This window comes from Marinomonas sp. ATLA20 (assembly GCF_057180105.1).
This window is the reverse complement of sequence record NZ_JBXUKU010000001.1, coordinates 550,495-576,440: the sequence shown is the minus strand read 5'-3', so window position 1 is coordinate 576,440 and position 25,946 is coordinate 550,495. Positions and strand designations below refer to the sequence as shown.

Genomic DNA, 25,946 nt, shown 5'->3' with positions numbered 1-25,946 from the left:
CAATAGTTAAGAAACTTTTGTTTCAGATTGGCATGGGTGTTGCAAATTGTGTTTCAGGCATTCACAAAACACAAATAGGATCCCCCTCATGAAAAGATTGACCAAACTACTAGGCAAAGCATTGATCGTTGCAGCGGGCTTTAGCGCACTAAACGCAACGGCTGATGTATTACAGGATATAAAAGATCGTAACCTTATTCGTATTGCAGTTCCTCAAGACTTCCCTCCATTTGGTTCCATTGGTACAGATTTGAAGCCACAAGGTATCGATGTAGACATGGCGAATTACATCGCGAAAGAAATGGGCGTGAAGATTGAGATTGTTCCAGTGACCAGCGCTAACCGCATTCCTTACCTACAAACGAAAAAAGTAGATTTAGTCATTTCTAGCCTTGGTAAAAACCCAGAGCGACAAAAAGCCATCGATTTTTCTACACCTTACGCACCTTTCTTTTTAGGCGTATTTGGCTCTAAAGACGTTGCCGTGACAAAAATCAGCCAGCTAGCAGACAAAACAGTAGGCGTTACTCGTGGTTCTGTAGAAGATTTAGAGCTTGAGAAAAACGCACCTGAATCCGTTAACGTACGTCGCTTTGAAGACAACAACACCACGCTAACCGCTTACCTATCAGGTCAAGTGAACTTAATCGCTACGGGTAACTTGGTTGCCGCTGAAATTGCTAAACGTCAGCCACAACGCGCACCAGAAAGTAAATTCATGCTGAAAGACTCCCCTTGCTACATTGGTATGGCAAAAGGCGAAACGGCTCTGCAAGCTAAAGTGAACGAACTGATCAAAGGCGCCTTGGCATCGGGTGAACTCAACGACATTTCGATGAAATGGTTAAAAGCACCACTACCTAAAGGCTTCGGCGTATAAGGCTTTCGATATGTTGTATTTCTCTGATCTATTGCAATACAGCGACGTGTTTCTCAGCGGTTTAAAAACCACGGTTGAACTCACTGTACTGACAACGATCTTGGGCGTGGTATTGGGTACGGTCTGCGCGACCGTACGCCAATATGGCAATCGAGCCAGTCAACGAGTCGTGAGTGTGTACGTGGAACTGATCCGTAATACGCCCTTTATTGTTCAATTGTTTTTTATCTTCTTTGGTCTCCCTGCTATTGGCATGATGTTGTCGCCATGGGAAGCCAGCATGATTGCTCTGACTATCAATCTTGGCGCATACAACACAGAAATCATTCGTGCAGGTCTTGCCAGCATTTCAAAAGGTCAAATAGAAGCAGCAAAAGTGTTGGGATTGAACTTTCGCCAAACACTGACGCGCGTGATCTTTATTCCGGCATTTGAAAAAATTTATCCGGCACTTACCAGCCAATGCATTATCGTCATGCTGGGGTCTGCGGTGATCTCTCAGATCTCGGTGCAAGACTTAACCTACGCAGCCAACCTTGTGCAATCACGTAACTTCCGAGCTTTTGAAAGCTACTTGGTGACCGCCTTGATGTACCTTGGATTGTCTATTTTGTTGAGATTTGCTTTCAACGCTTTAGGAAAACGCCTATTTGCTTATCGTTCAGCCGATTAAGGCATTCTTTAAAAGAAAGGGGATGAAAAGCAAAATGAGGAATACTCAATGATCGAATTTTCTAACTACGACATTCTGCGCAATCTATTGTTTGCGACACAATGGACGATTTTATTATCACTCGCCGCGTTTATCGGCGGTACCACGGTCGCATTGGCATTAACCGCCATGCGTTTGACACGTAACCCAATAATGCAGCGCATCGTAAAAATTTATGTGGAACTCTTTCAAGGTACGCCATTATTGATGCAAATGTTCTTGTGCTTCTTTGGCTTGTCTATGCTGGGTTACGAAATCTCCGCGTGGAGCGCAGCGATTTTGTCACTGACGTTTTTTACCAGCGCCTTCTTGGTTGAAATCTGGCGTGGCTGTATCGACACGCTCCCTAAAGGACAATGGGAAGCCAGCCGCTGTTTGGGTTTGAGCTTCTTACAAACCCTAAGACATATTATCTTACCGCAAGCGATTCGCGTGGCAACCGCACCGACAGTCGGCTTTTCAGTACAGGTGATTAAAGGTACCGCGTTGGCATCGGTGATTGGTTTTGTCGAACTGACCAAAGTCGGCACCATGTTAAATAACGCTACTTTTGAGCCGTTCAAAATATTCACCTTAGTTGCGCTGATTTATTTCATGCTCTGTTATCCACTGTCTTTGTACAGCAAGCATCTGGAGAAAAAATTCAATGTCTCTCGTTAACCTACATCAAGTCCATAAATACTATGGCGATAATCATGTGCTGAAAGGCATTGATCTAGACATCAAAGCTGGCGAAGTGGTTTCTATTATTGGCAAAAGTGGTTCTGGCAAAAGTACTCTACTGCGCTGTATCAATGGCTTAGAACAATACCAAGAAGGCGGCATTACCGTTGACGGTAAAGAAGTCACCACAGAAGACATTCAGGTTCGTCGTCTTGCGCTTAGCGTTGGAATGATCTTCCAAAACTTCAACCTTTTCCCGCATATGACAGTGGGCGAAAACGTCATGCTCGCGCCGACGATTGTGTTGAAGAAAAGCAAAGCCGAGGCCGAAGCAACGGCTCGCGCCATGTTGGAAAAAGTGGGACTGGCAGAAAAATTCGACAGTTTCCCAGAAAAGTTATCTGGCGGCCAGCAACAACGTGTTGCCATTGCCCGTGCATTAGCCATGTCACCCAAGGTATTGCTGTGTGATGAAATCACCTCGGCCCTCGACCCAGAATTGGTCGGCGAAGTATTAAAGGTACTAGAGCAACTAGCCAAAGAAGGCATCACCTTGGTTCTAGTTACTCATGAAATGAACTTCGCCCGCGACGTCGGCAGCCGAGTCGTCTTCATGCACCAAGGCAAAGTCTGGGAACAAGGCGATCCAAAAACCATCTTGTCCAACCCACAAACCGATGAATTGAAGCAGTTTATTGGGGCAGTGCTTTAACTATCGTTGATAGCTAAGTAAAACCACACTCCAAAGTGTGAGTGTGGTTTTACAAAACGAAGTAATACAAACCTTCGGATGCTACAAAGAGCTCGCGAAAATAATGATACTTAGTCAAACGTCCTTAGATTGTTAGGCCTACTTAATCAGACATTTTTCAATCAATGTTAAACGGCCGACCTTCCACCAATACGCGCCCCAGATTTAAAGGCATGCGAATGATATGACCAAGCTATTAAAAATGCGATTGAAAGTAAGGCCAACAGAGACCAAGGGAAAGAGCTAACACCTACTGAATCAAGCAGTATCCCGCCAAGGATACCTCCGCAGGCAATAGCTGAATTCCATGCAACAACATTCATAGAAAGCGCCACATCAGCACCATTACCTGCAGCATCGGCCAATGCGGTTTGCAATAAGGTGGATGCGCCTCCAAAAGTGATGCCCCATACTGCGACACCGATATAGATAATTTCTGGAGATTGAGCACCAAATCCAAATATCAAAGCAATTAAAGCGAATGCTAAAAGACTTGTTAGAACGGTAGTACGTAAATAGCGGTCCACCAGCATGCCTGCAAACCAAATACCGACAAGGGCCGCAAGACCAAAGGTAAGTAGAACCAAGTCTATTCGTTCTCCAAGCCCTGCTTGCTCAACAAACGGGGCAATATAGGTATAGAGAATATTGTGGGCTAACATCCATGTCATAACCACGCAGAGTACTGGTCGTACTCCGGGACTCATGAAGACTTTCTTCAACGGTAAGCGCTCGTGAGCAGACTGTCCCGGATAGTCAGGAACCTTCGCTATCACCCAGACGATCAAGACAAGTGCCAAACCTGACATAACGCCAAATGCAGTTTGCCAACCGATAGTAGCGCCCATAAATGTGCCAAGAGGTACACCCAAAGACAAAGCAAGAGGGATACCGACCATGGCGACAGCCATTGCACGGCCTTGCTGATGGGGCTGGACCATACGGCGCGCATAACCAGCTAATAGACTCCAAGCAAGTCCAGCTGCAACACCCGCGAAGAAACGAGCAACCAATGTTAGAACATAGTTGCTTGATAAAGCGGTAACCGAGTTGAAAACGAAGAAACCGAAGATGGTCAGCAGCAGAACGTTACGCCGCTTCCAGCCACGTGTCGCAATTGTCAATGGAATGGCCGCAAGCAACGACCCCAACGCATATGCAGTTACCATTTGACCTGCCATAGCTTGGCTTATTTCCAGACCTGCACTGATCTGAGACAGCAGCCCCGCAGGCAATGTCTCAGTGACGATACAAATGAATCCGGTCATGGCCAATGCAAGCAGTGCCGACATAGGTAAGCGATCTGGATCTCCCGCATTTGCTTTATTGAGAGAATTATTCACAAAAAAACTGTCCTTTAAAAATTTGGTGGGTTACACGTTGGCACTTATGTGTCTCCGTGACGACTTATAGATCGATCGATACAAATGTATGACAAAGCACCTAATATTGTCAATAACTTATGTATCAAGTAGTATATAAGTCATAAAAGAAATGGAGAAAGAAATGGCAAAAATGGGCAGACCTAGAACATTTGATCGCCAGAAAGCAGTTGTGCAAGCTATGCATCTTTTCTGGGAACATGGCTACGAAATGACTTCTCTAAGCCAACTAAAGGCTAATATTGGTGGAGGGATTTCTACACCCAGCTTTTACGCAGCATTCGGTTCTAAAGAGGAATTATTCAATGAAGCTGTACAGTGTTATTTAGAGACTTATGCATGCGTAACAGACTCCCTATGGGACGACGAGATTCCACCCAGAGACGCTGTTGAGCTTGCGCTCCGTCGCTCGACAAAAATGCAATGTGAATCAGGACATCCCAAGGGATGTATGGTGTCTTTGGGGACAATGAGCGCACCCACGCCAGAGCTTACTCACGTTGTTGAACCACTTACTGCCTCGCGTTCACGAACGCTTCAAGGCTTTGTGCGATGCGTAGAACGCGCAATCGCTATGGGAGAGCTGTCCAAAAAAGCGAACGCTAAGTCTATGGGAATTTCCTTCAATAGTTTCCTGCTTGGTGTATCGATACTAGCTAGAGATGGAGTGGATGCCTCGGACCTCGACGCTTCCATTACTGAATTAATGAAACTATGGAATATCGAAGTGTGTCAGCCCAAATAGAATGTATCATTCGATAAAGAGCGCTTACAATCCCAGCTAAGTGCTTTAATCGGGTAACTAGAGTCTCTAATCCCAGTCCCTACAAACCAAGTTGATAAAAATCCATGTTTTTACCTTTAGGGTTAGGGAATAAATACGTCCAACCTGAGCGTGTATAATGACGCAATGCACGTTCATTAATCCTACTCACGCAAAGCATTGCTTTTGTACAACCAGCTTCTATCAATTGAACACAGATAAATTCTTGCAGTTTGTCTCCTAAGCCTAAACTTCGATATTCGGGAATCAAATAGATTAATTGAACATAACCAGTATCAACAGACCTAGAAAAAGATCGAAACTCCAACTGACCGATAAGCTGACTTTCGTGCCAGATATGAAAGTAATACCAACCTTTTTCTAACGTGTTTTGTCGTAACAGAGCTTCGTAGCCAATGATTGAATCTTCAAAACCAACATCCGTTCCGAAGCTGCATAAGTAAGCATCCCGTCTAAATGCCACACATTGAGAAAAGTGTGTATCGATATCAATCGGTTCAAACCTAATATCCATACCCTACTCTTAAGAATCCGCCAGAGCCGTCAGATGCTCACCCGTTAACTGATAACCCAGCCATTCACTCTTAGGCTTTGCACCTAGTGATTCATAGAAGTCGATGGCGGGTTTATTCCAATCCAAAACATTCCATTCAAACCTTCCACAGTCATTCGCAACGGCAATTCCTGCCAAATGCTTTAATAATGCTTTGCCTGCGCCACTGCCTCGTTCCGACGGTGACACAAACAAGTCTTCAAGATATAGACCATGCTTTCCTAGCCATGTGGAATAGTTAAAAAAGTACACGGCAAAGCCAATTGGATTGCCACCTTTCTCACAAATGAGCGCTTTGGTAGACGAGTGCTCTGAAAAAATAGAGTCTTCAATCATCTGCTCAGTGGCCAAGACTTCATGCTCTGCTTTTTCGTAAGCGGCCAGTTCTTTAACAAATTTAAGAATGGTACTTGAATCTTCTCGTTTGGCTTCGCGTATTAACACTGTCATAAAAACTCCTTTTTAAACGTCTGACATAATAATAAATATGCGAAAACATGTTAGCTCTTTTGCATTAGATATCAATCTCGAAATGAATCAATAAGAGCTATAGCGCCCTATCTCGACAATTTCGCTACACGTCTTTTATGGCGCTCTTTTGCGTGCTCTCTGGCCGTGTTGAAGATATGCATAAGCTCTTCTGCACTCACGTCGATAAAAATGTCTTCCTGCTCTAGCACGTGATAAAGGTCTTCCATTTCAATCAGGTGCTGTTCATGGATTTCTTGATGGAGCGAAACATTTAAAGAAGCGGGATAACGTCGCCAATGAAAGCCATTGTTGATGATGAAAGCGAACACCAGCATCGCTAATAGATTGATCAATAGCGGATACAGTAAAAATTCAAATCCCATCGCATGTATGCTGCTACCACCGATAACACACGATAGTGCGGTCGACCCGCCTGGCGGGTGCAAGCAACGCAGGTAATGCATACCGATAATAGACACGCCAACCGCGGCCGCCCCCGTCACAAAAGACGCTCCGAACACCTGATAAAAACCAATACCAATAAGCGCTGATATTAGATGCCCAGTAACAAAGGGCCACGGTTGAGACAAAGCACCATGAGGAATGGCGAACAACAAAACTGCACTGGCCCCAATAGAAGCGACCACCAATAATGAATCCGGTAGAGATAAAAACAAACTCGATAAATAGTAAACACTAACTAATGCGAGACAAGCCGTAATACCTGATAAAAAGCGTTCAAAGTGGGAGGTTTTATTGGTTTCAATACCAATGAAATGAGCAGTATTACGACAAAATGAGAGGAACATTTATTCAATGAGGCCTTACAAAAGTAAATAACGATTTCAAACAACTAAAGCAATCTGTAGTGTTTTCCTAGTAACGGCGCCATTTTAGTGATTAAAATAGCCTCATGTATAACGAATTTAAATGAGGTTTAAATGCAATATAATTGCATTTAAAATTGAAATGGATATTGAACAAGCCAGAACCTTTCTCGAAATTATTCATGCTGGCACCTTTGCCCGTGCAGCAGAACGCCTTCATGTTACTCAAACCACAGTGACCGCCCGTGTACAAGCACTAGAATCAGCGTTAAATTGTCGATTATTTGTACGAAATAGAGCCGGCGCTAAGCTGACCAAAAGTGGTGAAGCCTTCGTGTCCCCGGCGAAAAATATGCTGGAAGCTTGGGAGCAGGCAAAGCAGCTTTGCGGCATTTCAGATTATCAGGCTCAGCAGACTTTGAGGATTGGTGGCGAAATTAGCCTGTGGAACCCGATTCTCATCGACTGGCTACTGGCAATGAGTGACGACATGCCTCATTTAGTCATCAACAGCCAAGTGACGACAACTGACAGTTTGTATCAATCCCTTCAGAAACAAGAAGTAGATGCCATTATTGTTCATAGTCCACGCTATTTACCCGGTTTAATCGTCGAACAGATCATTGAGGAAAAGCTCATTCACGTCGTCTCCAAACAGCGAAAAACGCCAGATTTATTCATTGAATGGGGAGAAGAATTCACCCTGCAGTTTGATCGTTGTGTCCCTTTTAACCGCCGAGCAGCGATGCAATTTTCGCTTGGCCCTATGGCGCTCAAATACATGTTAGCGAAAGGCGGAAACGGCTATTTCCGCACACGAGTGGTTGATCGATATTTGCAAGAAGGACGGTTGCACAAGGTAAAAGGCGCGGCAGAATTTACTTATCCCATTTACCTTGTATCTCACAAAAACAATACGTTGCCTGACGGCTTCGAACAGGCAAAAAAGATACTGTTAGACAGTATGAAAAACGTCTCAAGTTGGGCGATTTAACGCATTGCTATTAAGACTACAATTCACATCGTGGTGATCCAAGCCAAATACTGACGACCAAGACCATTCGCCGGGGTTAAGAACAAAGCCATAACTGAGCGTTAAACCAGATTCGATTTTGATGTCGCCAAGTCGGGCATCGTTTTGATCGGTAATAACATAATGCTCGCTGACGACTTCATCTCCTCTCACCAATTTTTCTGCGACCTTATCGGAGTAAATAAGCAGTCGAATGGGCTCTGCTGACTGAATCCCAATGCTGCCACCGCCAAAATCACCCGCAGCGAACCGAATCGATGAAGAAACACAAGTTGTTTGCTCTTCTTGCCGATTGTCTTTTTTGGCAATCAACACGCCTTTTCCTGCGATGCCTCGCAGCTGTAATAAAGTCCCAACTTTCGGCGACTCTATGTAGACCACGGCTTTTACGTCATCTGAAAATGCTAAGTTACTTTCATTCGTGGTTTTTGCTTCACTACTGCAAGCAGAAACCGACAAAAGTAGCAAAATTGAGCATAACATGGTGGATAAGTGGGGTAAGTTATTAACATCTTTCATGTTTGGCTCCTGTTTATAGCAAGGCGTTATTTTGTGGATAATGTCCAAAATCGCTGTCAGGCTCACTTGGTAAGGCCAATAACATCAGCAAAACAAGCATGCCTATCGCAGGCACCAAAACCACCAGCAACCACCAAGCGGAACGGTTGGTGTCATGTAATCTACGTACAGTCAAAGACAGCATGGGTAAAAAAACTAACAAGCTATAAAGCGCCTCTATTTTCCATGTCGATTGAAAGACTATTTCCAACACAACAAACACAACCGAGATCAAACAGTTCACCAAGAAGAACATCCAAAATGCTTTTAGCGATGCTCGTCCAGAAAATTGCGCATAACGCTTCCACGCATCAAAATACCAGTCCATACTTTTCTCCTTTGATTAACCCAAAGAGTTATTGAAGGCTTAAAAGTACGTTGCGAAAGAAAGATTCGCGTCCTAAATCAGGTTTAAGGACGTGCTTGATAAGGATCTAGGACATAATAAAGATCTGAGTGATAAAAGATGGAGCCAAAATGATCGCTATTCCCTTACCTTTTGTGGTTGCCTTGCTGTTAGCTATTTTGGCTGGCGTCTTGTTTTTTCGTCGCGAAGAAACCACACCATCAGCGTTTGTTTTTATTGCTTTGTGTGCGCTAACAACGACCGTCGTTGGTTTGCGTTGGAGTTTTGATTATTCACTATTTCGTCTGATCCAACCTATCCTGGCCTCTTGTATTCCCGTTACCGCTTGGTACTGTTTTTCAAGCGCTCATAAGCGCCATAAGTTTAAAGTTTGGCATTTTTTACCACCTATTTTTGTTACCTTGGCGTCTTTCAGCTATCCATTCTGGCGACCACCTTTAGACCCAATGTTAACGCTGCTTTATGTGGGCTATGGCATTGCATTGATTCGCGCCTCATTTAAAACATCAAACCTACCTGAACAAGTGCGCTTATCCGACATCGATAACGCCTTAAAAGCCGAACGAATCGCCGGCGCTATTCTATTAATGTCTGCCATGATTGATGGTGCTTTAGCCGTCGATTTTTCTTTTTTTGCTGGCGAGCATGCACTGATTATTCTCGCTATTGGCCATGCGATATTACTGCCCATGCTGTCGGTTGCCGTTATTATGATGAGCCTAAGTATCGCGCCCAATATCCATGACTCGCCAAGCAACAATGAACAAACAGACCTTATAGAAGAGTCAAAAGACAAACCTCAGCATCCGTTAACCGACGATGAGGTGAAAGACATCATTCACAAAATAGATGTGTTGCTGAGTACCAAAGAAGTGTTTCTCGACCCAGACCTAACGCTTGATAGACTCGCTAGAAAAGCCTGTATTCCAGCGCGTCAAATCTCCGCTGCCATCAATCAAGTTTACGGTCGCAACATTTCACAAGTAGTGAATGAATACCGTATTGAACGCGCCAAAGCACTGCTGCTATCCACCGACAAAGCCATTACCCAGATTTATATGGATTCTGGCTTTCAAACGAAGTCTAACTTCCATCGAGAGTTTTCGCGCGTGACACAACAAACACCGAGCGCCTTTCGGCGCGCTAACATGAAGAGTTAAGAATCCTGGATAAATCGAATGATGTCTTGATACATCACCTGATGAAGTTCATCTCGTGACCTATCATTGCCGTCTTGGCAAACAATGCCATCGCCTGGATTTTCCTCTTCGATCAAATCAATGGCACCGGGCTTACAAAGCTGCATAAAGCTAAAGTGCGCGGCGTCTGGGTAGACAATGTATTGACGCTTATTTTTGGAGATATATTGGGCGAGAAAGCCAGACTCTTCCGCTTGGGGTAAATCACCAATATCGACATCGGCCGCAAGGATTAAAGTTGGAGTGGTTAAACTCTGTAAGCTCTGGCGGGAAAAGCTACGCGCTAAACCTAAATCCAATGAAACCACTCGCTTGATTCGCGTGTCTTGTAAGCTGCCATTCGGTTCGCCGACTTGCGGTTTATCCAAGCCCAATTCAGGCGCTAAACCACACACACGAGGACTCGCTTTCAGGCTGCATTCTTGCTTCAGCTGATCACGATCAAATTGCGCGCCTGCTAGCAGCATCACGGTCCAGCCGCCTAGTGAGTGACCAACAGCAGTGACATCGTTCGCATCGATAGTTGGCACTAGGTAAGACTCGTCCAACAACCAATCCAACAAACGCGATAAATCACCTGCGCGCTGCCACCACTGAGCCGCCGCTTGTGCAGAATGATCAAACGACGTGGTTCCAGGATGATCAAGTGACGCCACGACATAACCATCTTGTGCCAATTTCGTTGCAAGCCAATTCTGATTACGCCAATTGCCACGATAACCATGGGAAATCACTACCAGCGGAAACTTACCCGCCAAAGGCGTTCCCACTCGTACTACATTAGTTCCCAAAAACGCCGCGTTTTCCGCAATTCTTTCAGTAGGAAAGGTCGTCTGTGATGGATACCAAACACTGGCTTTTAACGGTCTATTACTGTCTGTGTATAACTGAACCTGATCAAAACCCACCGAATACGCAGAAGCATTCGCCGCCCAACTGATGACCAATAAAACAAAACACGCAAATCGTTTCATGGAGATATTTCCTTTCAAAGTGCTTTTAAAAGAAGTCACTATGAAAGGAAAACATTGGTAAAGCGTCCTAAAACAGGATTAAGGACGTTATAAATTCAAAAAATACCCAGCCCCTTAAAATAAAATCACTTCATTTATTATTGTTACTTATCTGTCATATTAGCTCTGTACTCTCACTTTATTAACTCTATCAACTATGCTTTATCTAAAGCCTACGGAGACGAAAAATGAAGATGAAAGGACAATTAGACAGCGCTCAACCAATGAAGAAGCATAAAACAAAGTCAAAAAAGAATGAGCTTAAGAAGAAAAAACAAGACAAATTGGAAGTAAAGAAGCAGGCGAAAGCTAAAAAAGAAGCAAAAGCCAAGGCGCCAGTCGAGGCTGTAAATAAAGTCGTGGAAACATCGGAAGTCGTAGAAGCCGTTAATGAACCCATCGTGCCGTTAAAAAAGACAGCGACGACGGCGAGTGCGGTTGTTGAGGAGTCAAACGCTTCACCCAGTGATGCACCACGTCAGCGTGCATCAAAAAGCTTAGAACCCATGACAAAAGAAGAGCAGTTAATTGCAATTAATCAGATCATCAAGCGTTTATTGTTGGATGAAATGACGCAAGGTGCTGCGTTGCGTGAATTACGTGTTAACGTTCTAGGCATTAGACAAGACGCCTACACAAAACTGTGTGGCGTCTCTCGTAAAACCTTGTCAGAAATCGAAAACGACAAAGGTAATTACACGGCAGAAATCATCAACAAGGTGTTCAAACCTTTCGAAATCAAAGTGGGCCTAGTTCCGACTTCCAGCCAATTGTTGGCCGCTATTTTGACCAATTAATTCTGTTATATGAAAAGCCTATGCGTTGCCGTGAAATATTGGTTATATCGACAATGCAAAGGCTTCCATTTTCTTAGCTAAATCAAAGTCTTTATTGGAAATGCCAGATACATCGTGAGACGTCAGTTGAATACTGACTTTGTTGTAAACATTGAACCATTCGGGATGATGATCTTTCTTTTCTGCGTATATCGCACACATGGTCATAAAACCAAAAGCGCGCTGAAAATCTTTGAATTTAAAGGTTTTACTGAGTTTTTCTTCTTCTATTGCCCAGTCTTCTGACGCTTCTGCATTTAGCTGGTTAAGGGCTTGCTCTATCTCATGCTGTTCGAGCTTTCGATGTGTCATGCTGTTTCACCTCTATTTGAATCAGAAAATGTGTCGTATCAACGCCAGTGTAGTCGGTTAAGGCAACGATTTAAACGTACAAAAAATCCCTTCTACAAATTCATGCAAAAGGGATTCTTAAGACTAACACGGCAAATAAAAATGGTTATTTGATAGTGAAGTTCACATCAATGTTGCCACGTGTTGCGTTTGAATATGGGCAAACTTTGTGAGCAGCTTCAACCAATTGCTCAACAACCTCTTTTTCTACGCCAGGTACATCGACTTCTAAATCTGCACAAATAGTGAAACCTTCGCCTTTAGGGTTTTCACCAATACCAATGGTCGCCGTTACACTTACGTCATTTGGAATTTTTACTTTTTGCTTAGAAGCAACCAATTTAAATGCGCCGATAAAACAAGCTGAGTAACCTGCGGCAAATAGCTGCTCTGGGTTAGTCCCTTCGCCACCAGCACCGCCAAGTTCTTTTGGCGTACTTAGAGCAAGATCCAATTTTTTGTCAGATGTGATTGAACGACCATCACGGCCACCAGTCGATGTAGCGGTTGCACTGTATACTGCTTCCATAATATTGCTCCTCGTATGAGTTTATTGAAAATAAGCTATTTAGAAATATAGTTATCGCGATAACAATATCTCTAAATAAAAGCTCAGTTACCTGAGCTGATGAATTTATGTTATTGCAATAACTATTATTGCGCAACCCCTATTTTGTAAGTTTTCTTCTAAGGCCGATTAGCTGCTCACGCAATGAGATAATTTCTTCGAGATTAATCCCGCAAGCTTCCGCCACACAGCGATTCACTTCTAAGCCTTGTTCGCGTAATTTTTTGCCTTTTTCAGTCAAGGCAATACTCAAGCTTCGATCATCATCCACACCCCGTAAACGCTGCACTAAACCATCGGCTTCCATGCGTTTTATCACCGGTGTCAAGGCTCCAGACTTTTGCCCCAGCGCGTTACCGATATGCTTCAAGCTGACGCCATCTTGTTCCCATAAAATCAACATCACTGTGTATTGTGGATAGGTAAGACCGATGGCTGAAAGTGGCTCTTTGTAAAGCTGCGTCATCGCTAGCGAAGTCGAATACAAGGCAAAACACAGTTGATTGTCGAGTAATAAGGGATTGTCAGAAGTCATAAATTCTCATTGATAGTTGCACGAACAGTTATAGCGATAATAATTAAGAATTCTACCCTTTTTACCGCCTTAACAACACACCCTAAACCAGCAAGCGTCGAGTCACTGGGGTAGATTTCACAATAGCTGTATTGGTATCCGCTAGCTCAGAGACTCGGTCGAGAATCGGGTCTAGCTCACTAATGTCTTTTAAATACAGACGAGCAACGTAGCAATCTTCCCCCGTGACTTTATCGCATTCAACAAATTCGGGGATCGAGCTAATTAAGGCTTCTAAGGCTTTCAATTTGCCCGGTAGCTGACGCATACGCACAATCGCCATCAAGCTATAACCCAGCACCTTAGGGTTCACTTCCACTCGATAGCCTGCAATCACACCACTTTCTTCCAATCGCTTGAGTCGTTCATTAACGCTTGGCGCACTCATTCCCACGGCACGAGCTAAGTCGGTGACAGGTGTCCTTGCGTTCACGTAAAGTAGCTCAATGAGCTTAGTATCAATACCATCTAAAACGAACTCTTCTTTTCTAAGGTTATTTCGCATTTTCACCTCCAATACATACAGTCTATTGTTGTATTTATCTCTTTTTATATCTGCCAAAGTCAGGTTTTCGGATTTATTCTATTCACCATAGATTACTTCCTCTAAAAAAGGTACTCACCGGAGCACTTAAAAAATAGAGGACACCATTAGGAGTCAGCAATGAATCGTTCCAGCAACACAATCGGCAGCATCGAGCTCATTTTAGCCATGATACTGTCTGGCACCATTGGCTATTTTGTTATCAGTTCAGGCCAAGCCTTTTGGAACGTAGTATTTTTCCGCTGCGTCATCGGCGCTGTTGTTCTAGGCGGTTACGCCTACTATGCAGGACTAATTCGTCGAGAATACTTTCAGCGCAGTGTCTTGCTGATGATTATTTTGGGCGGCATAACGTTAGTAGGAAACTGGATATTTCTATTTGCTTCGTTCAATTACATTCCCTTTTCTATCGCCACAGTGGCCTATCACATGCAGCCACTATTTTTAGTCATAACAGGTGCGTTAGTTACCAAAGAAAAGTTATCGGCCAGCTTACTGTTTTGGCTCGCCTTGGCGTTTATCGGGCTGTTTTTAATCGTAGAATTGGATTTAAATGAACTCAATGCCCTCTTCTCGGGTGAAGCAAGCAGCGATGGATCTTCTGCATTATTTGGCTTATCACTCGCCTTGGGCGCGGCGTTACTTTATACCGTGACTACCTTGGTGACGAAAAAAGTCAGCCAAGTACCTTCTACCTTTGTGGCCTTGGTACAGGTGGTCGTTGGTATCTTTATGCTTTTGCCCTTTGCGGACTTCGACAATTTACCAACACAAACCAGCCAATGGATGGATCTATTGATACTCGGTGCCGTGCTAACCGGATTTATGTACATCATCATGTACGACAGCTTTCAAAAGCTGCCCACCAGCTTGATCGCTTTATTGTCATTTATTTATCCGATCACGGCTCTGTTTGTCGATCACTTTGCCTTTTCGACCCACATTAGCCTAACGCAAATACTCGGCGTGATATTGATATTACTGGCCGTCAGCGCAGTAAAATTTAATTGGGCCTTGCCTAGAAAAGAGCCTAAAAAGGAGCCTAGAAAAAAGTCTAAAAAAAGAGCCTAGAAAAAAATCTAAAGAAAGAGCCTAAAGAAAGAACATAAAAAGTGTCTTAAAAAGCGTAAAGGAAACAATCATGAGACAGATAAAAGAAGTGTTTGCCGATCAAGCGGACATCCTTGCTCACCTAATTCGTGAGGCCAACCGTCCTGTTGCTGACCGCTTTGGCATCAACCAAGACAACGGCCCGAAACATCCATCTTTTTGCGAAAGTAGTTGGGTAGAAAAAGATTTTGAACGCGGCGAGCGCTACTTTGTTTTAACGGAAGACCAGCAGCCTATAGCCTGTGTCGCTTACGAAGTTCCTGTAAAGAGCAATGGCGTTCGCAAAGCCTACTTGAACCGATTATCTGTTTTACCTGAACAACAAAGCAAAGGTATCGGATCACAACTCGTAGAACACATTATTGAACAGGCTAAAGCCGACAAGCTCGAACTCATCAGCATTGGCGTGATCGGCGAACACATTCAATTGCAAGACTGGTACGAACAACTTGGCTTCGTAAAAGGCGACACCAAACACTTCGACCATCTGCCTTTTTCCGTCACTTATATGGTGTATGATCTTGATCAAAGCCTATATACATAAAGAGCGCTGAGCATGTCAAAAGTTACCCTTAGCGGCCACATTGAAGTACCAACAGAAGATCTAGACGCGGTATTGGCAGAGTTACCAAACCATATCGCGCTGACTCATCAAGAAGCAGGTTGTATTACCTTCACAGTGACCAGAGATTCAAACAACCCACAACGCTTTTCTGTCTATGAAGAATTCACCGACCAAGCCGCGTTTGAAAAACACCAAGCTCGAGTGAAGGCGTCCCATTGGGGCAAAGTCACGAGAAATGTTGAACGGTTTTATACGGTGACAGAGGCTTAAACAGCCTAGACTCAAGCCATAGCCCAAGCTGTCTCTAGATTTATTTTCTCACCCGCTCAATCACTTCTTCTATCCACGCAACCGTTAACCAATCCGGTGCAGAGGCAGAGCGGGAAAAGGCAATTTGTACCGCTGGTAAGGCAGGCAATAAATCGCTTTCGATGATTTCCAGTGAGTTATTCACGCTGATGCTAGCAATGGCGGAGATGGCTTTTTCGGCCATTAACAGGCTTTCAATAAGAGTGAGATTAGCTGTGACGCAATACAGCTGATAATCCGTGCCTTTCTTCTGCAAACCATCAACGGCGCTGGAATGGAATTTACAGCTGGATTCGTATAACGCTAGTGACAAGGGATGCAAACTTGTCCAATCAAAACCCTTTTTTGCGACCCAAACACCTTTGTCTTGGAACAAGGTCAAACCTTCGTCGCTATTCGGTGTTCGGGTGACTAAAGCCAAATCGACTTCGCCTTTGTCCATCAGCTCTCTTAGCTCAGCCGATGTCCCCGTGCGAATTCGAAAGCGAATATTCGGCAACATAGCTTCCATGACAGACATGACGACAACGAGTAAATTCGCCACATAATCATTCGGACAACCAAGATTAAGCAAGACACCCTGCTGTGGACCTTTGATGGATTGTAATGCGCTTTCTTGCAGCTGCAAGATACGCCGTGCGTAATGCACCAGCTGTTGGCCATCTTCAGTAAGCACTTGCTCTCGACCTTGCTTGCAAAACAGCTCGGTGCCGACTTGTTCTTCCAGTCGTTTCATCTGCATACTTATCGCTGATGGCGTTCGAAAAGTTTGCATGGCGGCTCGCTGAAAGCTGCCGTGATCAACAATCGCTACAAGCGTCTTTAATAGTTCCGTATCCAATGCCATCCTCTCTTTAATCTACGTACTTTAACGTAAACGCATTCATCAAAATGCGTTATGCCTGTCTTCAATTTAATTGGCTTTTTTCTGTCTCTTGTTTATCGCAAGATCAGGCCATTAACTAAGAAGGAAGAAACTATGATTCTGCACGATTTTTTACCCTCAGGGAACGGCTATAAAATCCGTTTATTATGCGCTTGCTTAGGCCTGAAAGTGACGTTAAAACAATATGACATTACGAAGGGAGAAACGCACACAGAATCTTTCTTGGCGATGAACCCAAACGGGAAAATTCCAGTATTGGAGTTGGATGATGGACAATGCTTGAGCGAAAGCAACGCGGTGCTTCTCTATCTTGCGGAACAGTATAATTCCTCGCTATTGCCGCCGGATGCGATCCTTAGAGCCAAGGTCTATAAATGGTTATTTTGGGAGCAATACAGCCACGAGCCCAACATTGCTTCACCACGTTTTTGGTTAACTCATAACGCCATGACGGAGCTAAAGAAACACATGCTGCCAGACCGCATTCAGCAAGGTCACGCCGCGTTAAAACAAATGGAAGAGGTCTTAGCCGCACACACTTATTTAGTCGGAAACACTATGACTCTTGCCGATATTTGCCTATTCCCTTACACCCACGTGGCGGAAGAAGGCGGCGCTTATCAATTGTCTGAGTATCCAAATATTCAGCGTTGGATTAAAGGGATTGAGGACTTGGATTGGTTTATTCCCATTACTCAGGTTTAACGTCACAAATCAAACACAAAACGCCTCATCGACTCGAACTTCGGTCAACACTGAGTTGGCGATAAAACAGGCTTCGTGGGATTGGTGATGAAGCGCTTTTAATACATCTGCGCTTGGCTTTTCACCCACAAAGGTGACCGTTGGACGAAGCACGACCTCGGTCATCATTTGTTTGCCGTTGGGGCCGACGGCCAAGGTACCAACAGCGCGGTCTGTGTATTGTTCGACTATGAGTTTTTTGCGTGAGGCGAAGTCCAAAAAGAACAACATATGACAGCTGGAAATAGAAGCAACAAAGGCTTCTTCTGGGTCAACGTTTTCTGCTACCGACATAGGCAAAGGCACAATGTGTGGCGACGACGAAGCAGGAATAACGACACCGCCTTCGAACAGCCATTCATGGGCACGGCTGTATTTTTTGTCTGAAAAAACCTGTGAACCACGCTTCCACTCAACCGTTGCAAAATACTCCGACATGTTTCATTTCCCTTTTTGGTTAATTTATTCGCTCTGGATCTAATCGCTGTCACTCAAGTTTTCGTATGGCCATACTAACTCTAATCTCAGAGCCGTTTTCACCACAACATTGTTCTTTGCAAAAAGTTACAATTTGTTTAAAAAACCACCTAAACATTGCTTGCACATTTCAAAATCCAGTGTCATTTTTGATTCAAAACGCCGACAGAGACTTATATCAATCACGCCTAGCTTTGGCCACATTAGTATTCGAAAAAAGCTCAAGCAACGCTAAAGAGCTAGAAGATTTAGCACTATTAAATGCCAAACAAGCGTTTGACCGCATGCAAAAATTCCGACTATTGACTACGGATATCAATGAGATTTCCCAGTTATTAGCGAACTTCGATACTCTTTATAAAAATTGGTCGGCCAGTAGCCTTAAAATTATCCAATTAGTTAAAGACAACCCTGATGCGGCTATGATTCTTTTTATTGATGAAAACCAAGTGAACTTCATCAAATTACGATCACTTTACGATCACTCTGAAGAGCTGATCAGCAAACATTCCGAACTTGAAAACCAAGCCATCAACGAATTCACAAACACCTTTAAAGTGATTGTAGCCATCTTTGCTATTTTCGCTTTATTGTTGAGCATCGCGCTTGCTTGGTTTGCCCCGCGAAATATTTCAAAAGCCATCAAATTGGTCACGTCAGGTGTACGCGAAATAAGTTCTGGCGATGGTGATTTAACTCGTCGTATAAATAGTGTGAAACCAGATGAAACAGGCGAATTGAGCCGAGAGCTAGACAGCTTTGTTGCACGACTTGGCAGCTTGATTGGCCAAGTTCGTATTGGCTGTGAGCATATCCGCCAAGAAATGTTTAACTTGGGTGAGTCCGCATCAGAATCCGCGGATCTGAGTGAGCGTCAAAATCAATCACTGGACTTTGTGGTCACTGCAGTGGAAGAAATGGGTGGTGCCACTCGTGAAGTCGCACAAAATGCCGCCGACACAGTGGCAGAAGTGGAAGCGTTAAATCGCTCTGCTGATGATGGCGTAAAACAATTAGACAGTGCTATTGCTCAACTAGATGGTCTTGCAGCACAAATCCAAAGCGCTGCCAGCGTCATCAATCAACTTTCTGAGCGATCCGATAAAATCGCGTCCGTATTGGATGTCATCATTGGCATTTCCGAGCAAACCAACTTGCTCGCGTTAAACGCGGCAATAGAGGCCGCACGAGCAGGAGAGCAAGGCCGAGGCTTTGCCGTAGTTGCCGACGAAGTGCGAAATCTAGCCAGCAAAACGCAAAATTCCACAGAAGATATTCAAAAGATGATCAATGATTTACAGTCTGGCGTGAGCAATGCGGTCAACTCGATTACCCAAAGCGTCGATATGGTCGGCACCAGTGTCTCCCTTTCGCGTAAAACCATGGATTCCATTGCCGTAGTGAAAACATCCGCAGGGCGAATCTATGACTTTACCGCGCAAACCGCCAGCGCCACCGAAGAGCAAAGCAAGGTCACTGACGAAATCAACGAGAACTTATCAAATCTTGCCAGCATGTCGAAAGATGTGATGGAAATATCCAAACGTATTAGCCATTCAGTCCATCAGACTTTAAACAACTCCGATGAACTTGCCGGACAAGTGAAACGCTTCACGGTTTAATAAAGCGCTTCTTAAAACCTAAAAAACCGTCTTAATCATCGATTACGACGGTTTTTGTCTCTTTCATGCTATCTAAATGGGGTCGTAAAGCGCGGATTTTCTATGAATTCGCCGTCTGTAAGACTCGTTAAAAAGGCAATCATTTGACGTCTTTCATTGGCCGTTAAGACAAATTTATGGATTTTCTCGGATATCAAGGGAGAAGCGTTTCCCTTTAATGCGGCACGTCCACCAGCGCCATAGTGATCTAGTACTTCTTCTAACGTCGCGATAGAGCCATCGTGCATATAAGGAGCCGTTTTGCCGATGTTGCGCAAGGTCGGGGTTCTGAATCGTCCCCTGTCTGAACTTTGTCCAGTATGTTCATACAAGCCCTGCTTACCTTTTGGATAAGCGCCTTGTCCGTCTAGGTTATAAAGCCCCGTATTATGAAAAGCTGACGCTTTCGTAGCATCGGAGAAATTCACGCCAGAATGACAGCCAGAACACCCCAGTCTAACGCTCAAAAATAACGCCTCACCACGCTTGGCATCCTCGCTAATGGCGCTGCCATTATGATTGTATTTGTAATCGTCATAAGGGGATTGATAACTAATTAAAGTACGTTCAAAAGACGCCAACGCTTTGGTAATTGTATCGAAACTAATTGGATCATCTTGATCGGGAAAGGCTTTTTTAAATAAGCCTGGATAAATAGGGTCTCGTTGTAGAAACAAGATAACCTTGCCTTCTTGGCCTTTAGTGCCCATTTCTATCGGATGAATGCCGAAAAGAGGCACCTTAGCTTGGTCTTCTAAACGCACTTCCTTAGGATTCGCCCAAGTCAGTGTTTTCATATAGGCCACATTCACAATCGCCATGGCATTGCGATTATGAAACTGCCCAGTCACACCAACAGAAACGGATCTTGGCTCTGAAAAAGAATGTTCAGGCATGTGACAAGTTGAACAAGACATGTAACCTGGGCCAGACAAATTGGCGTCATAAAAAAGCCGCTGGCCTAGCTCAACTTTTTCTACGCTCATTGGATTATCAGCAGGCACCAGCGGAGGCGTCATCCAATTAGGCAAATCCCATTGATAACTTCCAGCAAACAAAACAAACGGATGCAATAAAAAGCACACTAGATAAGCACGATACGCCATTTTTATCGCCTCCTGATTCCTAAGTTAGGGAAGGTACAAACAAGTCTTCTTAATAAAGAAAGAAAACATCGCCCTAAAGCATTTAAAAGTTTAGCTAGGAAACACCTAAGCGCCAAGTTCTGAGCAAGAATCTAGACAATATTCAATTCCCACATGTGAAGATGAAAATTCACCAGCCAACAGGCCTTGTTGAGCCAATCGTCCTTCCGTATAGTCAGGTTTTTTAAAGGGCAGATTGTGTCCATGTCTTATTTTGTTATATTATAACAAAATAAATATTACGGACCTCTATTCGCCTTGACCAACCAAACCATTAATACTCCAACTAATAACTGCCAACAAGACGATACTTCTTACGCGTTTTTTTCTGCTTGCAAGCCCGCTGGCATGCAGTTGAACGACGTCGCTTGGTCGCCTTATCGTGACAAAACCTTGCTCAAACCAATAACCGTCACTATTCATCCTGGCGAGTTTCTGGCGATTGTTGGGCCGAACGGTTCCGGAAAAACCAGCTTATTACGCTGCCTTTATCGTACTAATAAACCAACCAAGGGCACGGTTTTACTTGATGACCAAGATTTATGGTCCTTGTCGCCTCGTCAATGCGCCCAACGCATCGCTACCGTGTTACAAGACGCTGGCGGTGAATTTGGTCTAAGCGTTTTTGAAATGGTAGAAATCGGCCTGACACCAAAGTCTCTTGTTTGGGGGCGCTCCGACGAAGATTCCCAAATCGTCGATAGCGCACTCGCCTTACTCGATGTGGCACATTTAGCCGACCGCTCTTTTGACTCTTTATCTGGCGGTGAACGCCAACGAGTGATGATCGCCAGAGCGTTGGCGCAGCGCCCTGATGTACTTATTCTCGATGAGCCAACCAATCACCTCGACATTCGTCACCAGCTTGATGTGTTGGCCTTATTAGCAAAACTGCCTTGCACGCTTGTTGTGTCATTACACGATTTAGCCCTCGCCTCCGCTTACGCTGACCGAGTACTGGTGATGCAAAACGGCGAAATGCAGGACTGCGCACCACCCAATGATGTCTTTACCAAGCAACGCATAAAACAAGTATTTGATGTGGACACCATTATTGATGAACACCCCATCACGCAACGACCAAGATTTTCTTTTTACATCAATGATTAACGGAATGATTAACAGGACACTTTCATGACAACGAACGTCAATACGCACATCAAACACACGTCACTAATTATTGGCGGCGCATTACTTGGGCTTTTACAGACAGGTTTGGCCAATGCTTCTGGCTATCCTGTTACGGTACAAAGCTGCGATCGTGAGGTCACTTTTGAGCAAGCTCCCAAAGCCGCGGTATCAAACGATGTGAATCTAACCGAGATGATGTTGGCCCTTGGTCTACAAGATCACATGGTCGGCTTTACCGGTGTTTCTGGCTGGAAAACCCTAGACCCAACGCTACGAAATGGCATTGGTGAATTACCTGAACTTTCGCCTAAATACCCAAGCAAAGAAGTTCTATTAGGCGCCGATGCCGACTTTTATTTTGCTGGCTGGAACTACGGCATGCGTGTCGGCGGTGGCGTCACACCTGATACCTTGGCACCGCTTGGCATCAAGGTTTACGAGCTAACCGAAAGCTGCATTCACATCATGGACAAACCAAAAGTTTCCATGGATGACCTTTATGTGGATTTACTCAACCTAGGTCGTATTTTTGACAAAGAAGAAAAAGCCCAAGCCTTAGTAAAAGGTTATCAACAAGACCTTGCGAATTTCCAAGCTAATCTCAAGCCATTAAAAACAGCACCGAAAGTCTTTGTATACGATTCCGGTGAAGAACAACCCTTTACTTCTGGTCGCTTCGGTATGCCAACGGCATTGATCGAAGCTGCAGGCGGTAAAAACATCGTCGATGATGTACAAAAAAGCTGGACACAAATTGGCTGGGAAGCCGTCATTGACCGATCTCCAGAGGTGATTGTCATTGTTAACTACGGCGACGTGACCGCAGAACAAAAAATCAATTTCTTGCGCAGCAATCCTGCCTTCGAAAATATTCCAGCGGTGAAAAACAACCATTTCGTGGTATTGGAATACGTCGAGGCCACACCAGGTCCTCGTAATATTAATGCGATTAAACGCTTAGCTGAGGCGTTTAGAACCGCGTCATGAAAGCAGGCCAGAAAAAGCTCACCATCATGGGACGCGTTCCGCTGCCCGCTTTGTTAATCATGCTGAGCATACTGCTGCTGTTATTAATGGGCGTGGCGATTGGCGTGGGTTCCGTGTCCATTAGCCAGTCCACTGTGTGGAGCGTGATCGGCCATAAACTGTCGATCACCAACACGCTTCCTAACTGGTCGATGGGGCGCGAAAACATCATCTGGGCCGTTCGCTTGCCGCGCACACTGCTTGCCGCCATGGTCGGGGGCGCCTTGGCGATTGTTGGTGCAGCACTGCAATCCGTGACTCGCAACCCTTTGGCTGATCCACATTTATTGGGTGTGTCTTCTGGTGCGGCGTTAGGCGCGATTATCGCCTTGCTCCATACGGGCATGATTCTGGGCGTGGTTACGGTTCCCGTGTTTGCCTTTATTGGAGCCTTAGGTGCAATGTTTTTAGTCTTGGCCGTCGCGAACTTTTCCTCGGCACACAGCGCGGGACGTTTGATTCTCGCCGGTGTCGCCGTCGCCTTTGTGCTGACGGCCTTGGGAAATCTGTTCATTTTTATGGGCGATCACCGTTCATCTCATACCGTTATTTTCTGGATGCTCGGCGGCTTAGGGCTGGCTCAATGGGGACAACTTTGGTTTCCACTGGTCACACTTTTATTAGGTTCCGGCTATTTGATTTACAACGCCCGTTATCTAAACGCCATGACACTTGGCGATGAAAGCGCCAGCACCTTAGGCGTTCCCGTAGAACGCTTCCGCCTGATCGTGATTGTTGTCTGCGCGCTGCTGACTGGCGCGGCGGTGGCGTTTTCTGGTGTCATCGGCTTTGTCGGCTTGATGGTGCCGCATATCGTTCGCCTGTTAGTTGGCGGCGATTATCGCAAAGTCCTGCCGTTATCGGCGCTATTCGGCGCTCTGTTCCTCGTCGCAGCGGACATTGCTTCCAGAATTATCATGCCACCCGAAGACATGCCAATCGGCATTCTCACCGGCCTTGTCGGCGGCATCGCCTTCGTCTTTTTGATGCGACAAAAACGTAACGTCTCTTTGTAAATTGTAGACTGTTTTGTCCATTTGGCGACGATAGTTGTCAATTGAAGCTCAGACAGACAAAATACTTCTCTCTAGCATAAGGGTTCAATGTCTTATGCTAGAGAGAAAACATCATGCTAACCCAACCTTCTATAAAATATCGCCCAGCTCAAATTATCGATTTTCCTGATCGCACATGGCCCTCGAAACAGTTAACGACTCCGCCTCGTTGGTGTTCAACAGACTTACGTGATGGTAACCAAGCCCTTGCAAATCCGATGGATCATGTTAAGAAAATGGCCTTTTTTAAGCATCTTGTTGAATGTGGTTTTAAAGAAATTGAAGTCGCTTTTCCTGCCGCATCACAAACGGATTTTGACTTTGTTCGCCTACTTATAGAAGGCGATCACATCCCAGACGACGTAACGATTCAAGTAATGACGCAATCTCGAGCGGACTTAATCGAACGTACAATACAGTCTCTGGTTGGCGCCAAAAGAGCCATAGTGCATATTTACAATGCCACCGCCCCCGTATTTCGAGAGGTCGTCTTTCGCCAAGACAAAGCCGCAACCCTTGAATTAGCGGTGCAAGGTGTGAAACACATTAGACAGTTGTGCGAACAAAACCCAGAGACGCAGTGGATTCTTCAATATTCGCCAGAAACCTTTTGTTTTACCGAAGCAGACTTTGCCTTAGAAGTGTGCGAAGCGGTGGCGAACACATGGCAACCAAGCCAACAGTATCCGATGATTTTGAACCTTCCAACTACGGTAGAAGTAAACACGCCCAATGTGTTTGCGGATCAAATTGAATATTTCATCAGGTCTTTTTCCTCTCTAGAACACATTACCATCAGCGTGCACCCTCACAATGACAGAGGAACTGGCGTTGCCACAGCAGAAATGGCGATACTCGCTGGCGCGCAGAGAGTCGAAGGCTGTTTATTTGGTAATGGGGAGCGAACTGGCAATGTAGATCTCGTCACCTTGGCGATGAACCTTTACAGCCAAGGCGTTTATCCTAATTTGGATTTTTCAGACATGCGCAGCACCGTGGAGTTGGTGGAAGAGTGCAATGAACTTCCCGTTCATCCTCGGCATCCTTATGCTGGATCTTTGGCTTTTACGGCGTTTTCAGGTTCACACCAAGATGCGATCAAAAAAGGCTTTGCCGCACAAAAAACAACCTCATCAACTGTTTGGCAAATCCCTTATTTACCATTAGACCCAAAGGATATTGGCTGTTCTTATGAAGAAGTCATTCGAGTAAATAGCCAATCAGGAAAAAGTGGGGCCGCTTGGTTATTACAGGAAAATCACGGACTGTTTTTGCCACGAAAACTACAAATAGACTTTAGCAAGAGAGTCAAAAATCATACGGATCAAACAGGTCATGAAATGCCCCTAGCTGATGTATGGCGTTTATTCAGAGAATCCTACCGGCTGAGCCCAGATGACAAAGGCCAAATGACATTAATGGATTACCGCAGCCATAGCTCAAATGGATTACAGGAGATTCGCGCCACATTACGCTATCAGGAAACAGCATGGCAACTGATTGGCGAAGGTAAAGGATTGTTGTCAGCCATGCTTGATGCGTTAAGAAAGTGTTTTAACTGGCAGATAAACATCAGTGACTTTCATGAACACACCTTAGGACAACAGACGAAAAGCAAAGCGGTCAGCTATGTTCAAATTGAATCCGCTCAAACTACGCCAAGCTTTGGGGTAGCCATTGACGAAGACTCGACTAAAGCCTCGCTACAAGCCTTAATCAACGCTTGTCATCCTTTGTTCAAAGCAACTTAGCAAGACGGTAACTTTCATTA

General features: G+C 44.7%; 31 protein-coding genes. 17 read left to right on the top strand and 14 right to left on the bottom strand.

The features are described 5' to 3' along the window. Positions 1-88 precede the first annotated feature (88 nt). Genes AC2A4J_RS02565 through AC2A4J_RS02550 form a run of 4 tightly spaced genes read left to right on the top strand, consistent with a single transcriptional unit; the run spans position 89 to position 2,967 of the window. Complete coding sequence (locus AC2A4J_RS02565; RefSeq protein WP_484174792.1) at positions 89-880, top strand: transporter substrate-binding domain-containing protein; 792 nt, start codon at positions 89-91, stop codon at positions 878-880. A 10-nt stretch (positions 881-890) separates the two neighbouring features. After that, positions 891-1,553, top strand: coding sequence for an amino acid ABC transporter permease (locus AC2A4J_RS02560; RefSeq protein WP_484174791.1), 663 nt, complete (start codon positions 891-893; stop codon positions 1,551-1,553). A 48-nt stretch (positions 1,554-1,601) separates the two neighbouring features. After that, on the top strand, positions 1,602-2,252 hold the full coding sequence (locus AC2A4J_RS02555; protein ID WP_484174790.1) for an amino acid ABC transporter permease: 651 nt from the start codon (positions 1,602-1,604) through the stop codon (positions 2,250-2,252). Further along, positions 2,239-2,967 carry an amino acid ABC transporter ATP-binding protein gene (locus tag AC2A4J_RS02550; RefSeq protein WP_484174789.1) on the top strand — a complete coding sequence of 243 codons (729 nt, stop codon included), beginning with the start codon at positions 2,239-2,241 and terminating at the stop codon, positions 2,965-2,967. Before AC2A4J_RS02555 ends, AC2A4J_RS02550 begins: the two co-directional genes overlap by 14 nt. Before the next feature lie 167 nt (positions 2,968-3,134). On the opposite strand, the gene AC2A4J_RS02545 is transcribed toward AC2A4J_RS02550, so the two are convergent. After that, positions 3,135-4,349 carry an MFS transporter gene (locus AC2A4J_RS02545; protein ID WP_255827685.1) on the bottom strand — a complete coding sequence of 405 codons (1,215 nt, stop codon included), beginning with the start codon at positions 4,347-4,349 and terminating at the stop codon, positions 3,135-3,137. A gap of 172 nt (positions 4,350-4,521) precedes the next feature. On the opposite strand from AC2A4J_RS02545, the gene AC2A4J_RS02540 reads away from it, so the two are divergent. Beyond that, positions 4,522-5,133, top strand: a complete 612-nt coding sequence (locus tag AC2A4J_RS02540) for a TetR/AcrR family transcriptional regulator (protein WP_484174788.1) — start codon at positions 4,522-4,524, stop codon at positions 5,131-5,133. A gap of 79 nt (positions 5,134-5,212) precedes the next feature. Here the strand turns inward: AC2A4J_RS02540 and AC2A4J_RS02535 are convergent, their stop codons facing one another. The 3 genes from AC2A4J_RS02535 to AC2A4J_RS02525 form a co-directional block, all read right to left on the bottom strand. Next, complete coding sequence (locus tag AC2A4J_RS02535; protein ID WP_484174787.1) at positions 5,213-5,686, bottom strand: GNAT family N-acetyltransferase; 474 nt, start codon at positions 5,684-5,686, stop codon at positions 5,213-5,215. A 9-nt stretch (positions 5,687-5,695) separates the two neighbouring features. Beyond that, positions 5,696-6,175, bottom strand: coding sequence for an N-acetyltransferase family protein (locus tag AC2A4J_RS02530; RefSeq protein WP_484174786.1), 480 nt, complete (start codon positions 6,173-6,175; stop codon positions 5,696-5,698). 107 nt (positions 6,176-6,282) lie between these two features. After that, positions 6,283-7,005 (bottom strand): HPP family protein, encoded by a 723-nt coding sequence (locus AC2A4J_RS02525; RefSeq protein ID WP_484174785.1) that lies wholly within the window; start codon positions 7,003-7,005, stop codon positions 6,283-6,285. 160 nt (positions 7,006-7,165) lie between these two features. On the opposite strand from AC2A4J_RS02525, the gene AC2A4J_RS02520 reads away from it, so the two are divergent. After that, positions 7,166-8,017, top strand: a complete 852-nt coding sequence (locus AC2A4J_RS02520) for a LysR family transcriptional regulator (RefSeq protein ID WP_484174784.1) — start codon at positions 7,166-7,168, stop codon at positions 8,015-8,017. Here the strand turns inward: AC2A4J_RS02520 and AC2A4J_RS02515 are convergent. Both AC2A4J_RS02515 and AC2A4J_RS02510 read right to left on the bottom strand, forming a co-directional pair. Continuing rightward, positions 8,000-8,575 (bottom strand): hypothetical protein, encoded by a 576-nt coding sequence (locus AC2A4J_RS02515; RefSeq protein ID WP_484174783.1) that lies wholly within the window; start codon positions 8,573-8,575, stop codon positions 8,000-8,002. The two genes, AC2A4J_RS02520 and AC2A4J_RS02515, sit on opposite strands and share 18 nt — an antisense overlap. A 13-nt stretch (positions 8,576-8,588) precedes the next feature. Continuing rightward, positions 8,589-8,942 carry a DUF805 domain-containing protein gene (locus AC2A4J_RS02510; RefSeq protein WP_484174782.1) on the bottom strand — a complete coding sequence of 118 codons (354 nt, stop codon included), beginning with the start codon at positions 8,940-8,942 and terminating at the stop codon, positions 8,589-8,591. Positions 8,943-9,091: 149 nt separating this feature from the next. Between AC2A4J_RS02510 and AC2A4J_RS02505 the strand changes: the two genes are divergently transcribed. Then, positions 9,092-10,141 (top strand): helix-turn-helix domain-containing protein, encoded by a 1,050-nt coding sequence (locus tag AC2A4J_RS02505; RefSeq protein ID WP_484174781.1) that lies wholly within the window; start codon positions 9,092-9,094, stop codon positions 10,139-10,141. Here AC2A4J_RS02505 and AC2A4J_RS02500 read toward each other — a convergent pair. Beyond that, positions 10,138-11,154, bottom strand: coding sequence for an alpha/beta hydrolase family protein (locus tag AC2A4J_RS02500; protein WP_484174780.1), 1,017 nt, complete (start codon positions 11,152-11,154; stop codon positions 10,138-10,140). The two genes, AC2A4J_RS02505 and AC2A4J_RS02500, sit on opposite strands and share 4 nt — an antisense overlap. 227 nt (positions 11,155-11,381) lie before the next feature. Between AC2A4J_RS02500 and AC2A4J_RS02495 the strand changes: the two genes are divergently transcribed. After that, a complete protein-coding gene (locus AC2A4J_RS02495) occupies positions 11,382-11,990 on the top strand; it encodes a helix-turn-helix transcriptional regulator (RefSeq protein WP_484174779.1) in 609 nt (202 codons plus the stop codon). A 42-nt stretch (positions 11,991-12,032) separates the two neighbouring features. Here the strand turns inward: AC2A4J_RS02495 and AC2A4J_RS02490 are convergent, their stop codons facing one another. The 4 genes from AC2A4J_RS02490 to AC2A4J_RS02475 all read right to left on the bottom strand — a co-directional run bounded on the left by AC2A4J_RS02490 (position 12,033) and on the right by AC2A4J_RS02475 (position 14,027). After that, positions 12,033-12,341: a 4a-hydroxytetrahydrobiopterin dehydratase gene (locus AC2A4J_RS02490; protein ID WP_484174778.1), complete on the bottom strand. Its 309-nt coding sequence runs from the start codon at positions 12,339-12,341 to the stop codon at positions 12,033-12,035. 145 nt (positions 12,342-12,486) lie between these two features. Then, positions 12,487-12,909: an organic hydroperoxide resistance protein gene (locus AC2A4J_RS02485; protein WP_484174777.1), complete on the bottom strand. Its 423-nt coding sequence runs from the start codon at positions 12,907-12,909 to the stop codon at positions 12,487-12,489. Positions 12,910-13,048: 139 nt separating this feature from the next. After that, positions 13,049-13,483 carry a MarR family winged helix-turn-helix transcriptional regulator gene (locus AC2A4J_RS02480; RefSeq protein ID WP_255827656.1) on the bottom strand — a complete coding sequence of 145 codons (435 nt, stop codon included), beginning with the start codon at positions 13,481-13,483 and terminating at the stop codon, positions 13,049-13,051. A gap of 82 nt (positions 13,484-13,565) precedes the next feature. Further along, the gene (locus AC2A4J_RS02475; protein ID WP_484174776.1) at positions 13,566-14,027 is read right to left on the bottom strand and encodes an Lrp/AsnC family transcriptional regulator; all 462 of its coding nucleotides are present in this window, start codon (positions 14,025-14,027) and stop codon (positions 13,566-13,568) included. A 159-nt stretch (positions 14,028-14,186) separates the two neighbouring features. Between AC2A4J_RS02475 and AC2A4J_RS02470 the strand changes: the two genes are divergently transcribed. The 3 genes from AC2A4J_RS02470 to AC2A4J_RS02460 all read left to right on the top strand — a co-directional run bounded on the left by AC2A4J_RS02470 (position 14,187) and on the right by AC2A4J_RS02460 (position 16,011). Next, positions 14,187-15,137 carry a DMT family transporter gene (locus AC2A4J_RS02470; protein ID WP_484174775.1) on the top strand — a complete coding sequence of 317 codons (951 nt, stop codon included), beginning with the start codon at positions 14,187-14,189 and terminating at the stop codon, positions 15,135-15,137. Positions 15,138-15,207: 70 nt separating this feature from the next. Beyond that, a complete protein-coding gene (locus AC2A4J_RS02465; protein ID WP_484174774.1) occupies positions 15,208-15,720 on the top strand; it encodes a GNAT family N-acetyltransferase in 513 nt (170 codons plus the stop codon). Positions 15,721-15,732: 12 nt separating this feature from the next. Continuing rightward, positions 15,733-16,011 (top strand): putative quinol monooxygenase, encoded by a 279-nt coding sequence (locus tag AC2A4J_RS02460; protein WP_484174773.1) that lies wholly within the window; start codon positions 15,733-15,735, stop codon positions 16,009-16,011. A gap of 40 nt (positions 16,012-16,051) precedes the next feature. Here the strand turns inward: AC2A4J_RS02460 and AC2A4J_RS02455 are convergent, their stop codons facing one another. Beyond that, entirely contained in the window at positions 16,052-16,891 is an 840-nt protein-coding gene (locus AC2A4J_RS02455; RefSeq protein ID WP_484174772.1) for a LysR family transcriptional regulator, read from the bottom strand. Between the two features lie 138 nt (positions 16,892-17,029). Between AC2A4J_RS02455 and AC2A4J_RS02450 the strand changes: the two genes are divergently transcribed. After that, positions 17,030-17,641, top strand: a complete 612-nt coding sequence (locus AC2A4J_RS02450) for a glutathione S-transferase family protein (RefSeq protein WP_484174771.1) — start codon at positions 17,030-17,032, stop codon at positions 17,639-17,641. Positions 17,642-17,650: 9 nt separating this feature from the next. On the opposite strand, the gene AC2A4J_RS02445 is transcribed toward AC2A4J_RS02450, so the two are convergent. After that, positions 17,651-18,118 carry an OsmC family protein gene (locus tag AC2A4J_RS02445; RefSeq protein ID WP_484174770.1) on the bottom strand — a complete coding sequence of 156 codons (468 nt, stop codon included), beginning with the start codon at positions 18,116-18,118 and terminating at the stop codon, positions 17,651-17,653. Positions 18,119-18,306: 188 nt separating this feature from the next. Here AC2A4J_RS02445 and AC2A4J_RS02440 point away from each other — a divergent pair, with 188 nt between their 5' ends. Further along, positions 18,307-19,779, top strand: coding sequence for a methyl-accepting chemotaxis protein (locus tag AC2A4J_RS02440; protein WP_484174769.1), 1,473 nt, complete (start codon positions 18,307-18,309; stop codon positions 19,777-19,779). 68 nt (positions 19,780-19,847) lie between these two features. On the opposite strand, the gene AC2A4J_RS02435 is transcribed toward AC2A4J_RS02440, so the two are convergent. After that, entirely contained in the window at positions 19,848-20,924 is a 1,077-nt protein-coding gene (locus AC2A4J_RS02435) for an MbnH family di-heme enzyme (protein ID WP_484174768.1), read from the bottom strand. A 297-nt stretch (positions 20,925-21,221) separates the two neighbouring features. Here AC2A4J_RS02435 and AC2A4J_RS02430 point away from each other — a divergent pair, with 297 nt between their 5' ends. From AC2A4J_RS02430 to leuA, 4 genes are all read left to right on the top strand, one after another. Next, entirely contained in the window at positions 21,222-22,073 is an 852-nt protein-coding gene (locus tag AC2A4J_RS02430; protein ID WP_484174767.1) for an ABC transporter ATP-binding protein, read from the top strand. A gap of 24 nt (positions 22,074-22,097) precedes the next feature. Next, the gene (locus tag AC2A4J_RS02425) at positions 22,098-23,081 is read left to right on the top strand and encodes an ABC transporter substrate-binding protein (protein WP_484174766.1); all 984 of its coding nucleotides are present in this window, start codon (positions 22,098-22,100) and stop codon (positions 23,079-23,081) included. Beyond that, positions 23,078-24,136: a FecCD family ABC transporter permease gene (locus AC2A4J_RS02420; protein ID WP_484174765.1), complete on the top strand. Its 1,059-nt coding sequence runs from the start codon at positions 23,078-23,080 to the stop codon at positions 24,134-24,136. Before AC2A4J_RS02425 ends, AC2A4J_RS02420 begins: the two co-directional genes overlap by 4 nt. Positions 24,137-24,249: 113 nt before the next feature. Further along, positions 24,250-25,926 carry a 2-isopropylmalate synthase gene (gene leuA, locus AC2A4J_RS02415; protein ID WP_484174764.1) on the top strand — a complete coding sequence of 559 codons (1,677 nt, stop codon included), beginning with the start codon at positions 24,250-24,252 and terminating at the stop codon, positions 25,924-25,926. Positions 25,927-25,946 lie beyond the last annotated feature (20 nt).